The sequence below is a fragment of the Hamadaea tsunoensis DSM 44101 genome (assembly GCF_000428945.1).
Classification (GTDB): Bacteria; Actinomycetota; Actinomycetes; order Mycobacteriales; family Micromonosporaceae; genus Hamadaea; species Hamadaea tsunoensis.
The window spans coordinates 110,361-122,007 of the sequence record NZ_AUAX01000029.1 but is presented as its reverse complement, the minus strand read 5'-3'; the positions used below and the strand labels follow the sequence as shown (position 1 = coordinate 122,007).

Here is an 11,647-nt window from a genome sequence, read left to right as displayed (position 1 = left end):
ACACCCCTCACCGGCCACACTGCACCCGTGCACGCGGTGGCCTGCACCACCCTCAACGGCCAGCCGATCGCTGTCACCGGCGGCCGCGATGCCACGATCCGATTCTGGAGTCTAACTAGTTTTATGCAGATCGACTTATGGCCAAGCTGGGACGCTGTCACTGGAATTGACGCCCATAGCGAACGATTTGTCTTTACGGCAGGCTGGGATCTGGCAGAATTGTTATGCTCTAAATGATTCGGTTTCAAATGTCACCGGCATTGCATTACGACGTCATCAATGGTTCGCTCGCGCTCACCTTCCTGATCCCCACCTGGGGCCGTGACCCGGCGCCTTTCCACATCGCTCACCACGACGGAGTTCAACCGACGCAGCATGTGGTGGTTTGAAGCCTCCCCCACCGGCGGGCTCCGAAGTCAACCGTCATCTCCCGTACAGCAGCGCGTTCAACGACGACGACCTACCAATCACCGCCTTCCGCGTTCGTGGCACACCAGCTAGTGCAACTCGCGGCGTTTTCGCCAATACGTGACCGATTCTGGACAAAGCTGACAGGCAAGTTTGAGTGGATCGCCGGCCTTGGACCACGCCTTGCCTGGCCGCCCACAGCAGGTGGCTTCTGGTTCCGCCTGCGATGGTTTAGCCGCAGCGGAGTTCGGGTTGGGTGACGCGGTCGCCATGCCCGCACGATACTGCGATTCGTACGGATGTTCCAAGGTGTCTCGGCGGATCAGTCGAGGTCGGTCAGTTGTTCCAGGCTGAGGCCGACGTGCTGGAGAGCCTCGGCAGGGTCCGCAACGGTGTGGACGTAGCCGGGACCGACGAGGTAGCCGCGCATGGTGATGCGGTAGGTCTGGCGGGCCCGGCCACGGCGGGCGAGCATGATGGCGGCGACTTCCAGCTCGTGGCATCGGCAGCCCATGGTCATCGCCCCATGGTGGCCGCGTTTGCCCAGTTCAGCAAGGTCTCGCAGCTGTGTCCGGTTCTGAAGGGCGTGTTCGACGGGATGCGGTCACGCGACAAGACAACTGAGGTATAGGCCCGTTCAGGCGGCGAGGTCGGGTTCTGCCCCGGCGTCGCGTTCGCGAGCGGCTTCGGTCTCGCGCTGTCGACGCTGCTCGGCCGCGTCCGCGACCTCGCGTTCCCACTGCCGCTCGGCGCCGTACACCACATCGCGTTCCCACTGCCGCTCGGCGCCGTACACCACGTCGCGCTCCCACTGCCGTTCTGCGCCGTCGACGACCTCGCGTTCCCACTGCTGCCGGACCCCAGCGGTGACGTCACGTGCCCACTGCCGTTCGGCGATGGTACGCGCGGTGTCGCGTTCGCGCTGTTCTTGACCGGCGTCTTCGGGGTGTTGCTGCATGCGGGTTTCCTGCTCCGTGCGCAGCGCGCTCAGCCGCAGACGGCTTCGGGCAAGCTCAGCACCTGCGGCGGGCCGGTCACCCAGGGCGGCTACGTCGTTATCGATAGCGGCGTGCTGGGCGTCGTCCCACCTCTCGCGTAGCTGTGCGACGGCCGCCGGGATCTGGGCGGCGTCGAGGCCGGCGTCGCGGGCGTGCCGCTCGGCGTCCGCGCGGGCGACCTCGCCGGCCTGCTGGGCGTAGGCGATGACGTTGTTGGTCTCGGTGAGCCGCGCGCGGGCTTCACCGACTCGGATGCCGAGCATGAGGCGTACCGGCGCGGGGCGGGCGAGGTCGGCGCGGATGCGCTCGGCGACGGCGGCCTGGTTTCGGGCGGTCTGCATACGCTGCTCGGCCAGGCGCATCGCTTCCTCGGCCCGTTCCAGGTGCCGGCGGTGCTCGGCGAGTGCGGTCGCGGCGGGGCCGTGGCCGTCGAGCGCGGGTTGCATTCGGGCAGCGTGCCGTTCGGCGGAGACGGCGGCGCGGGCCCGTTCGACGTTGTGGTCGTGTTCGGCCTCGATGAGCGCACGGGAGAGCTCGGCGTCGGTCATCGCGCCGTAGGTGCGGCGTTGCCAGTGCCGGGCGCGGGGACGGTCGCTGTGCTGGCGGGTCCGGCGGCGTTGCGCGACCGCTTCGGCCGCAGTGTGCGTACGCTCGTCGGCGGTCTCGTCGTCGACGGCTTCAGGGTCGGGCCGGGCCAGGTTGAGGGTGACGCCGGCGAACTGGTCGAGCACGAGGGTGTCGTCGGCGGAGACCGATTGGAGCCAGCGGGCGTACGCGGCGATCGCGCGGCGGGTCTGCGCGTCGGGGCTGGCGGGCGGTCCGTGCCGCGTCTGGACGGCTTCGGTTTCCAGGAGGTCGATGGGCAGGATGAGGTGGTTTTCGGCGCGGGCGCGGGTCATGCCGGCGTAGAGGGTGTGCGGGTCCAGTCCGATGCCGTAGGTGATCGCGACTTCGGCCGTCAGGCCCTGCGCTTTGGCGACGGTCATGGCGTAGCCGAGGGACAGGCCGCCGCCGGCGATGAACGCCGGATCGGCCTTGCGCTCTTGGATGGCTGGTCCGTCGGCGGTCATCGCCCGCCATTGCACCGTCAAATGACCGGTCTCGGTGTCGAGAGCGGTGACAACACCGCGGTACCCGTTGAGCAGATCGGGGACTTCGGGGTCAGCACTGCGGGCGTTGACGCGGACCATGACTTCGTCGCCGACCGCGAACCGGATGTCGCCGCCGCCGCGCAGCGGGTAGGAGCCCATCTGGTTGCGGTCGAGGTCGCCGGTGGCCAGCCGGACGGCTTGAACGGCGTGGTTGATCTGGTCCGCGTCGCTGTTGGTGCCAGTCAGTACGAGCAAGTTCGCGATACGGTCGTGGACATCGGCCCAGGCATGGCGGGTCTGCTCCCAGCGGGCGAGGATGGCCAGTTGCGCCGCGGCGGAGTCGGCGACCACATGTACCCGGCCGGCGGTCGACCATTCGGCGAGTGCCTCGTGCAGGCGGCCGGAGCGGAACGCGTCGAGGGCGCGGCGTTCGGTCTCGTCCCGCTGCCTTCGATTGTCCATCATGGACTCGCCGTCGACGATCTCGTGGACGCGGGCGAAGGTGCCGCCGACACCGGGTGCGCGCAGCTGCTTCGGGTCACCGATCGCGATGATTTTGATGCCGCGTGGGATGGCGTGGTCGAGCAGCTGGGCGAGTTTGCGGTCGTCGACGGTGGCGGCCTCGTCGATCACGATGACGTCCACGGCACGGGTGAACCAGCCGGGCACCCGCGGGCTGCCGGGGCCGGGATGGACGGGGCGTACGCCGCGCATCCCGAGCGGCAGTCCGCGTTCGGTGGTCCAGTCGGCGCGGGCCAGCCAGGAGTCCATCGTGGCGGACACGATTCCGGACTCGGCTTGCAGGTTCGCGGCGGCGACGGCGGAGGTCGACGCGCCGGCGACCCGCATCCCGGCCGCTTCGTACGCTGCGCGCAGGGCGGCCATCAGCGTCGTTTTCCCGGAGCCGGCCACGCCGATCACCGCGTCGACCTGGTGCCCGCCGTGCAGCAGGCGGTCCAGGACGACGCGCTGCTCGTCGGACAGCGTGAACCCGAGGCCCCGCGAGAGCGTGAACTGCTCGACCGCGAGTTCGCCGACCGCTGCCGGCACCACCCCGATGCCCCGGTCAAGGCCAGCGCGGGCGTCCTGCAGGATCGTGTACTCGGCGGTCACGATCGCCGAAGTGGTGTAGCGAGTGTGGTTGGACAGGTGCACGGGTTCGGTCTTATCCAGGGCGATCGCGAAGCCGGGCACCGCAAGCACCTCGTCAACGAGCTGCTCGACGTCGGCGATCGTGTCCAGACCGTACGGCAGAGCGTCCATGACCGCGGCCAGGACGTCGGCCCGGGTGACGACCTTGCGGTTGTGGGTCAGACCGACATGGCGGGAGCGGATCGGACCTCGCGCGGCAGCCTCCGCCTCGGTGGCTTCGTCGCGGAAGATGTACGCGGCGATCTGGCGCGGCGTCGGGTTGTCGGGCAGCGGGCCGGGCTGCGGGTCGCCGAGCGACGCTGTCGTGAGATCTTCGGGCTCGAACCCCGCGCCGCGGGCCTGCGCGCGCCACTGCGCGCGCAGCTCCCCTTCCGACGGTGCCGGCTGCTTGGCTTCGCGGGAGACCGCGGCAGCGAGCTTGGCCTGCGCCGTACTGGTCTGGCCAGTCAGGCCGAGGCGGGCCAGGGTCTCGTCGATCTGCACCGAGCGCTTGGAGAACATGTCGCGGACCACGGCGGGGATCGCGGCGATCTCCCACGCACCGGTGATCGCGTGCCGACGCCACTGAATGCCCCACCGGCGCTGAGTCTCCGCCCGCATGCGCGCCTTCAGAAAGGCGTCGGCGGCGTGAACGTGGCGGTGGATATCGCGGCCGCCGGCACCGACCGTGGACCATTTCCCGTCGAGACCGTGGACCATATTGGCGAGGACGACGTGGACGTGCAGGTGCGGGTCGGCCGGGGCGCCGTCGACGGGCCGGGCGGTGCGGTGGACCATCATCCACCCGAGCAGGCCCGTTGAGTCGACGCGGCGGGCGCGCTGGCCGTCGCCATGGTGGCCGCGCATCCCGTACGCGACCCACGTCTGCATCACCGCGATCGTTTCGCGGACCGATTGCAGGTACACGGTTTCCAGTTGATGCGCGGTCTGCGGGTCGGCCATCGCGTACAGCACCGACACCGACTTGGCCAGGTCGAGGGTGATGTCGTAGCCGCGGTTGCCGACCTGCACCTTGGCGTCGGCGTACGTACGCGCACGGTCGAGATCCGCGCGCCGGTACACCGCCGTCAGGTCGACGCCGGCGGCGTCGGCGAGCTGGACGAGGCGCGCGTACGGGACGGTGTGGGCGTCGCCCTGGCGTTCGACGCCGCGCGCCATCCGGCCGTAGGAGTTGCGGATGTGGTCGGCCTTCAGCAGTTCGCTCAGTGTCGTTGCGTCGTTGTCGGCCGCGGCGGCGAGCGAGTCCAGCAGCGGCCGGGCAGGTAGCTTGCCGCGTGGGTCGGCCGCCATTTTCGGTTCTACCAGGACGGTGCCGTCGGGGTGCTGGCCGGACATGATGGCGATCGCCCAGGGCTTCTGCTGCTCGGTCATCACCGTGCCCGGGGTGATGTTCACGTCGCGCAGGCCGTCGCCGATCCATTCCAACGGCAGGTCTTCGTCGAGCCGGTAGCCGATCTGCGCGTCGCTGACCATCGCGGTCGCGGTCGGCCCGGTGCCGGGATTCGGGGCAGCTTGAGGAGAGCCGGCTGGCGTCAGTGGGTTTTTGGGGCCGGCCCGCAGCCTGCGCCATGTTCGAGTCGGTATTCGACTTGGCCGATGTTCGGGCCGAGTGTGGTCACCCATGCCATCGCTGCTCACCTCCCCCGCGTGCAGCGCGTGCCCCGATCCTCCGCCGCCTTGCGGCGGACCAGAATCCGAGCCCTCGTATCGAAGATACCTTGGTACAAATCGTGGTTGATGTTTGTGAGAGGGAGGTAACAGAAGAAAGCTATATGGAGGGTGACGAGATGGGAGGAAGGAGAACCCCATAGGGGTCAAAGAGTATCGGTGGGGAGTCGGTGGGGCGGTTCGCGGCCGGTCTTCGCGACCACGGCGCGCGGCCGGGGTCGCGAACACCGACGAGCCGGGCCAGGATCGCGATCGGTGGCAATTGGGGCGCGGCGGTGTGTGCGCCGGCGGGGCTGGTCGAGGATCGCGGTCAAGTACGTGCGCGGATCGCCGAGTACTGCTTGATCCGTTCCGGTGGATGGCGACAGGACGCGATGCGGACGGGGCGTGGTTATGGCTACGCGGGCCGACTGGTTCGGAGTTGGCGAATGGAATGCGGGAAGGGTTGCGGCATGGGTTCGCCGATGGGCCGAGAAAAGGGTTTCCGCAAGGCGTACTAACGGGGCCGACGATACCCTTAGCCCATCGGTTTCGTCGGGCTTGTCTCCGCCCCGGACGGTCTATTCCTCGATCAGGCGGCGCGTGGCTCCGCGGTTGACGGCGAGGCCGGGCCGGTTGGCTTGGTGGGCGGCCAGGGTCGCCCGGTACCACTCACGGTGGGTATAGGTGCCGAGGTTGTTCGTGAGCTCGGTCTCCACGTCGGGGCGGGGCAGCGGCGGGTAGCCGCCCAGTTCCTCGCCGAGGGCGGCGGCCTCCCAGTACGGTGCGGAGAGCCGCACGTAGTGGTCGAACGTCGACCGGGCGATGCGCATCGCCGCGGCTGCGTCGTCGGGGTTGAGTAGGTCGCGCGGGTCACCGTCCTCGATGGCCGGCGGGCGTACCGCTTCGCCTCGGGCGGTCAGGAGAAGGGCGTACGCGTAGACGCCGTCCTTGCCCTCCAGCGGGTACCACCAGGTGCGGCCGACCTTCTCCAGCGGTGTGGGGAAGGCGTCATCGCGGCCCGCGCGCATGTCGATCGCCCGGCCGGCAGCGACGCCGGCCAGGATGGCGATCCCGGTCCGGTCAGTGCACTCGCGGCCTTGGAGCACGCGGATTTCCGGCGTGGCGGGCAGCTGGTTCTCGGGCACGTGGCGCTCCTGGGTCGGCGGGCGCGCGGTGCGCCGGCGTCGTACGGGTGCGCTGGCCAGGGTAGCGGTCGCGGTGGTCACGGCGGATACTGCTCCTCTTCTGTGCTGGTCATGGCCTTGTACTCGGCGGCGAGGGGTTCCAGGGCGGCGGCGAATCGGTAGTGGTCGGCCAGTTCGGCGGTGAGCTTGGCTATCTGGGTCTCGGTGGAGTGGATGGGTCCGTGGCGCAGCTCCGCCAGGCGGGCTGGGGCACGGCGTACGGCGTGGGTACGCGCGAGCTCGGCGCGGTCGGGCCGTGAGGTCCACAGGATGAGCAGTTGCACGACGACGGCCAGGGCAAGGGCGTTGGTCGCGTCGGGTACCGGCCGGCTCGTGCGCAGGCCGGTCGGGCGGCTGAACCGGTAGCGGGGCTCGGCGCGGCTGAGCCATTCGACGGGATCGACCATGACGCAGCCGACCAGCGGGATTCCGTTGACGTTGGGCAGATCTTCGCGGCGCTCGCCCGACACGTACGCCGGGCCGGTGCCCATGTGCAGGTCCAGGCCGTCCGGCATCGGATCTCTGCTGTTGAAGCGGGTCCAGGCGGGCACTGCGACGAATACGCCGGTCACGCGGGGTGCCCGTACGCGGTAGGTGACTTCGGCCCGGTCGACGTCGACGGACTCCACGATGGTGAGCCGCCCGTACGTGCCGGGCAGGCGGCGGCGGTAGGTGGTCACGGGATCACCTGCGCGGCGGCCTCGCGGCCGGCCTCGGTGAGCGCGAACGTCGTTCCCGGGTCGTTGCCCCAATCGCGTGCGCAGAAGGCGAGCTTGCGCGTACACAGGCGGCGGATCACGTCCAGGCGTACGCCGTTGGCGTGCAGCTCGGCGACGGTGGTCGGGCGGGTGAACCGCCAGAGGACCTCCAGCGCGGTCCGCTGGGCGAGGGTGAACGACTGAGACATGCGTAACATCCTAACAGGCTTGTTGAAGTGGTCAGTGTGTCAATTTCGGCGGGTGGCGGGACGCCGGTTGGCGCAGGCTCGGGCGCGGGGGCGTAGGAGGCTGGTGACCTCGGCTCGGCTGCGGCCGGTCGCGGCGGCGCGGGTGAGGGTCTGGTGCTGGGTTGCGGCGAAGGCGGTCGCGCGGGCCGGGCTCGCGCCGGCGGCGCGGGCGAGGGAGTAGGCCAGGTGCACGACGGCGCGGCCGTGGAAGCCGCACGCTGGGCAGTCGGCGATGCCGGTCGACGGGTCGACGGCGGGCGCGTAGGGGCATCCGTCCAGGGCGTCCACGTCACACCGTCGCGTCTGGAGTGGTGGGGTACGGCAGGGCGGGCAGCGCGATCGGCGTACGCCGGCGCTGGCGTGAGCTGCCGAGGGTCCAGGCGAACCGGTGGTTGCCCCGGTGGCGCTGACGGCGGGCGCCGATCTCGGCCAGGGCCTGCGCGAGCCAGACGCGGGGCTCGGCGGCCGGGTTTGGCGGGGTCGCGCCATAGGCGACGAGTCCACGGATCACCCCGGCCGCGCCGGACTCGCTGCCGGTGACCTTGGCTCGGGACCGGTCCGACAGCACCCGGCCGTCCGGCATGAGGGTGAGCGTGCGCTGGGTGGCTCGGCCGGTGTAGCGGCCTCCGCCGTGGGCGCGGTAGATGTGCCCGACGTGGCCGGGCATGATCAGTTGCCCGGTGGCGTTGTGGCGGGGCATCGGGTCGGGGAACGCAACCACTCCGCGCAGGCCGCCGGCGGCGGCCAGGCCGAACACGCGGCGCAGCAGCCAGGTCTCGGCGTTGCTGGGGACCTGGTCGAGCAGGACGAACCGCGACAGTTCGGCGGTGGTGCGCCGGTCCAGGGTTGGGAAGACCTTGCCGGTGACCTTGGGGTGCATGGGTTCGCCGAGCACCGCGACGCCGAGCAGCTGGTCACCCTCGATCAGGCCGTAGCGGCGGCGGTCGACGGGATAGCTGCGACTGTAGTGGTGGGTGATGACGAACCGGCGGGCGGTCGGGGTGTCGATCTCGACCACGTGGTAGCGGGCGGCGGTGAATCCGCCGTCTTCTGGGCGGCGCCAGGTGGGCGTGCCCGATTGCCAGCGCTGGCAGGCGTCCGGCTCGAACAGGGAGAGCTGCTGGTACACGGTGGACTCCGGGGCGTGGGGCCGGGACCGCCGATCGGTCCCGGCCGGGTCGGTCGGTGGAGGTCAGGCGGCCAGGCGGTACGCGGAGCGCAGTCCGCCGCTGCCGTCGCAGGACGGGCAGGCGGTGGTCTGGCCGGGGCGTTCGCCTGCACCTCGGCAGGGCAGGCAGGTCTTGATCGGGGTGAGCGGGTGCGGGTCGGCGGCGGCCTGGGCGGCGATGACGGCCAGTGGCCGGCGGTGTTGGAAGTCGTCGCCCATCTCGCGCTCGGCGTCGAGGTAGTCCGCGGCGAGGTCCGGGCGCAGCTGGCAGGCGCGCATCAGGTCGGCGCCCGACGCGAGTACGCAGAACGAGCAGGATGCGCGGGTGAGGCCGTGGGAGTAGATCGGGTGGGCCGGGGTGCCGGCGGCGCGGATGCACTCCCACACCTGGGCCTCGCTCCAGCCGTGGATGGGCAGCCACTGGTCCACCTCGCGGCGCGGTGATGTGAACTTCGCGTGCTGCTCGAACGGCTTCATCCCGGCCCGGCCGCAGGATTCGGCGCCCCGGATGCCCATCACGTACAGCACGCGCGGGCGGCGTACGCGCCGTTGCTCCTTGGGCAGTTCCTTGACCAGCTCCGTGATGAGCCGGCCGCCCACGTCCCGTTTGAACGAGGCCGTACAGAACCTGGTCCCGAGGCGGGGCCAGCGCTGCTGGTGGCGGGCGCGGATGTAGGCCAGCAGCTCTGCCCCGAGGCGCTTGCGGACCTCGAACCGGAATCCATAGTGGGCGGCCTGGCGGCGGGCCAGGTGCCGGGTGCCCTGCCACTCGACCTCGCCGAGGTCGCAGTGCAGGACCACAACGCGGTCCAGCATTCCGGCGGCGCGGGCGGCGAGGTAGACCGCGTGCAGCAGGGCTTGGGAGTCCTTGCCGCCGCTGCTGTTGACGATGATCCAGTCGTAGCCGGTCAGGTCGGGCAGGCCGGCCAGCGGCGGGAGCTCGTAGAGGTTGAGGGTGGCCATCGTGATGCCTTCCGGGGCCGGGCCGGAGGAGCGGACTCCCCCGGCGGCGTAACATCCTGACAGATTGCGAGCGGGTTAGAAGCAGTAGTCGGGCTCGTCGAACGGGCTGACGTCGGGGATCGGGCCGAACAGGTCGGTGATGAGCTGGCGCGGGGCGACGTCGCTGCCCGGGATGCTGGGGTGCGGGTACGCGCCGCGTGCCCATTCCTCGTCCCAGCTGCCGTTGCTGTGGAGTTGCACGACGCCGGGCAGCAGCAGGCGGGCGCGCAGGAGGATGCCCGCCACGGCCAGGTCGTAGGGGTTGCGGTTCGTCTTGCAGTAGCTGCGCGGGGGGAGAGTCCGGGGACCGGTCGTGGCGGGCGTGGGCAGCCAGAAGGTCTCGCAGTCGTCGTCGGTCTCGGCGTCGCCGTTGAAGCGGATGCCGTCGTCGTCGTCGACGACGTCGCCGGTGCCGAGCGGCCCGGCGATGACGATGCCGAGCGCCCGGACGGCGGTGAGGATCTGGCGGGCGTCGGTGGCCAGGCCGGGCCAGGCGGCGGCGTACGCCGGGTCGGTGTCGTTGATCTCGAATGCGTGGGTGTAGCCCATGGAAATCCCTTTCGGGGTTGGGCCGGGGAGCGGTCTCGCCGGCGGTTGATCGGTCAGTGCTGCTCGGCCAGGAGCAGGAATCGGGGTTCGAGGTGGTCGGGCTGTGCCGCGAGCGTTCGCAGTGCGCCCGAGAGGCGGCGGTCGGCGCCGTCCTGGTCCTCGAACGGGAAGACCTGCGCGGCGGGGTCGCGGACGGATCGGGTCCAGGCGGCCAGGAACGAGCGCCAGTGCCCGAAGCGGCCGTAGGTAAGGATGTGCAGGCCGCACCGCTCGCTGAGCTGGGTCACGAGGTACCACGGGTCGTCCTGGTTGCCGGGTAGCTCGTGGCCGGCCGCGGTGAGCAGTCTGCGGCGGGCCTGCTCGGTCCCGTCCGCGGTGGCGCTGCGGTGCAGCAGCGTCGCCAGGTCGTAGCCGTAGGCGACAAGTGCGCTGTTGCGCATGGGGATCTCCGTTGGTGGGGCCCGGGGAGCCCGCTCCCCCGGCGGGCGGTCAGTAGTTGTGGGCGTGGCAGTGCGGGTCTTCCAGCGCAGAGCCGTCGAGCAGGCAGTAGATCGGCCCGAGGTCGGTCAGCTCATGGAAGGCGTAGGTGCAGCGCTCGTCCTCGTCGCACGGCACGCGCAGGAAGATGCAGGCCGTCCCGGGCTCGCCGGCCTCGTGGAAGACGGTGACCTCGGCATCAGTGCCGGTGATGGTCCCGTACAGGCGCTCGCCGTACTCGCCGATCTTGGTCGGGTAGACGCTCCAGCGAACGAGGGCGGCGGCTGTGGGGCCGAGTTGTTCCTGAGCCGCGTGATCGGCCAGCACGTGCAGCGGTACGCGGTCGCCTTCGGTGCAGCCGTCGAGCAGTTCGCGCAGCGTCCGGGCCTTCGTCATGACACTCCCCTCCGGAGCGAGGCGGCCCGGCCGGTCGACCGGGCCTTATATGTAACATCCTACCAGACTATCTGAACTGCATCTATGCAGATTGCTGGGCGCGGATTTGGGTGATGGTGTGGATGATGTAAGCGCTGACGTACGCCTCGGAGACGCCGGGCGGGCAGTCCCACCCCGGGCTTGTGCCGTAGTCGTCGGGGCTGATGTAGAACTCAGCTGTGCTGCCGTAGGTGCGCCACCGGTCGTCGTTGTCCTTCTCGAACCAGCCGGGTCCGGCGAGCAGTTCGTAGGCGGTGTATCCCTCTTCGATCGGGTGGGGGATCTCGTGGCCGATGTAGATGACGGCGCAGCCTCCGCCGCTGTTCAGGGTGAAGGCTTCGATGCCGGCGTGCTTGAGCAGATCGGCGATGAGGTCCATGTCGAGTTGGGTGTGTTCGGGCTGCTGGGCGTCAGCCTCGGCGGTCATCTGGTCCACGGTGGTGCTGACCGGCGCGGCGTCGGCGGGGTCCATGGCGGGGGTGGTCGTGGTGGGCATGGGGTGCTCCTTCGGTGAGGTGTTGGGTTTCCCGGCGTGGGCGCCGGGTTGGGTGACCGGCCCGCGCGGGCCGGCCGCCCCGGTCGCGATC

13 protein-coding genes are annotated in these 11,647 nt (G+C 70.2%); 1 reads left to right on the top strand and 12 read right to left on the bottom strand.

All coding sequences use genetic code 11. The features are described 5' to 3' along the window. On the top strand, positions 1 to 237 hold a 237-nt coding region (locus G401_RS56340), incomplete at its 5' end, for a WD40 repeat domain-containing protein (RefSeq protein ID WP_211240911.1). Positions 238 to 730: 493 nt separating this feature from the next. Here G401_RS56340 and G401_RS0132835 read toward each other — a convergent pair. From G401_RS0132835 to G401_RS0132780, 12 genes are all read right to left on the bottom strand, one after another. After that, positions 731 to 928, bottom strand: coding sequence for a hypothetical protein (locus G401_RS0132835; RefSeq protein ID WP_027345815.1), 198 nt, complete (start codon positions 926 to 928; stop codon positions 731 to 733). A 117-nt stretch (positions 929 to 1,045) separates the two neighbouring features. After that, complete coding sequence (gene mobF, locus G401_RS0132830) at positions 1,046 to 5,122, bottom strand: MobF family relaxase (protein WP_027345814.1); 4,077 nt, start codon at positions 5,120 to 5,122, stop codon at positions 1,046 to 1,048. 755 nt (positions 5,123 to 5,877) lie between these two features. Then, entirely contained in the window at positions 5,878 to 6,525 is a 648-nt protein-coding gene (locus G401_RS50095) for a hypothetical protein (protein WP_051367480.1), read from the bottom strand. Further along, positions 6,522 to 7,163, bottom strand: a complete 642-nt coding sequence (locus G401_RS0132820; protein ID WP_027345813.1) for a hypothetical protein — start codon at positions 7,161 to 7,163, stop codon at positions 6,522 to 6,524. Before G401_RS0132820 ends, G401_RS50095 begins: the two co-directional genes overlap by 4 nt. Then, on the bottom strand, positions 7,160 to 7,390 hold the full coding sequence (locus G401_RS0132815) for a hypothetical protein (RefSeq protein ID WP_027345812.1): 231 nt from the start codon (positions 7,388 to 7,390) through the stop codon (positions 7,160 to 7,162). The genes G401_RS0132820 and G401_RS0132815 overlap by 4 nt, the downstream gene beginning before the upstream one ends. A gap of 39 nt (positions 7,391 to 7,429) precedes the next feature. Further along, positions 7,430 to 7,717 carry a hypothetical protein gene (locus G401_RS0132810; RefSeq protein ID WP_027345811.1) on the bottom strand — a complete coding sequence of 96 codons (288 nt, stop codon included), beginning with the start codon at positions 7,715 to 7,717 and terminating at the stop codon, positions 7,430 to 7,432. A 1-nt stretch (position 7,718) separates the two neighbouring features. Further along, the gene (locus tag G401_RS0132805; RefSeq protein WP_051367479.1) at positions 7,719 to 8,558 is read right to left on the bottom strand and encodes a Mom family adenine methylcarbamoylation protein; all 840 of its coding nucleotides are present in this window, start codon (positions 8,556 to 8,558) and stop codon (positions 7,719 to 7,721) included. A 63-nt stretch (positions 8,559 to 8,621) separates the two neighbouring features. Continuing rightward, positions 8,622 to 9,560: a phosphoadenosine phosphosulfate reductase domain-containing protein gene (locus tag G401_RS50090; protein ID WP_064741907.1), complete on the bottom strand. Its 939-nt coding sequence runs from the start codon at positions 9,558 to 9,560 to the stop codon at positions 8,622 to 8,624. Between the two features lie 75 nt (positions 9,561 to 9,635). After that, on the bottom strand, positions 9,636 to 10,148 hold the full coding sequence (locus tag G401_RS0132795) for a hypothetical protein (RefSeq protein ID WP_027345809.1): 513 nt from the start codon (positions 10,146 to 10,148) through the stop codon (positions 9,636 to 9,638). Between the two features lie 53 nt (positions 10,149 to 10,201). Next, positions 10,202 to 10,588, bottom strand: coding sequence for a hypothetical protein (locus tag G401_RS56335; protein WP_027345808.1), 387 nt, complete (start codon positions 10,586 to 10,588; stop codon positions 10,202 to 10,204). Between the two features lie 49 nt (positions 10,589 to 10,637). Further along, positions 10,638 to 11,021: a hypothetical protein gene (locus G401_RS0132785; RefSeq protein WP_027345807.1), complete on the bottom strand. Its 384-nt coding sequence runs from the start codon at positions 11,019 to 11,021 to the stop codon at positions 10,638 to 10,640. Positions 11,022 to 11,103: 82 nt separating this feature from the next. Next, entirely contained in the window at positions 11,104 to 11,556 is a 453-nt protein-coding gene (locus G401_RS0132780; protein WP_027345806.1) for a hypothetical protein, read from the bottom strand. Positions 11,557 to 11,647 lie beyond the last annotated feature (91 nt).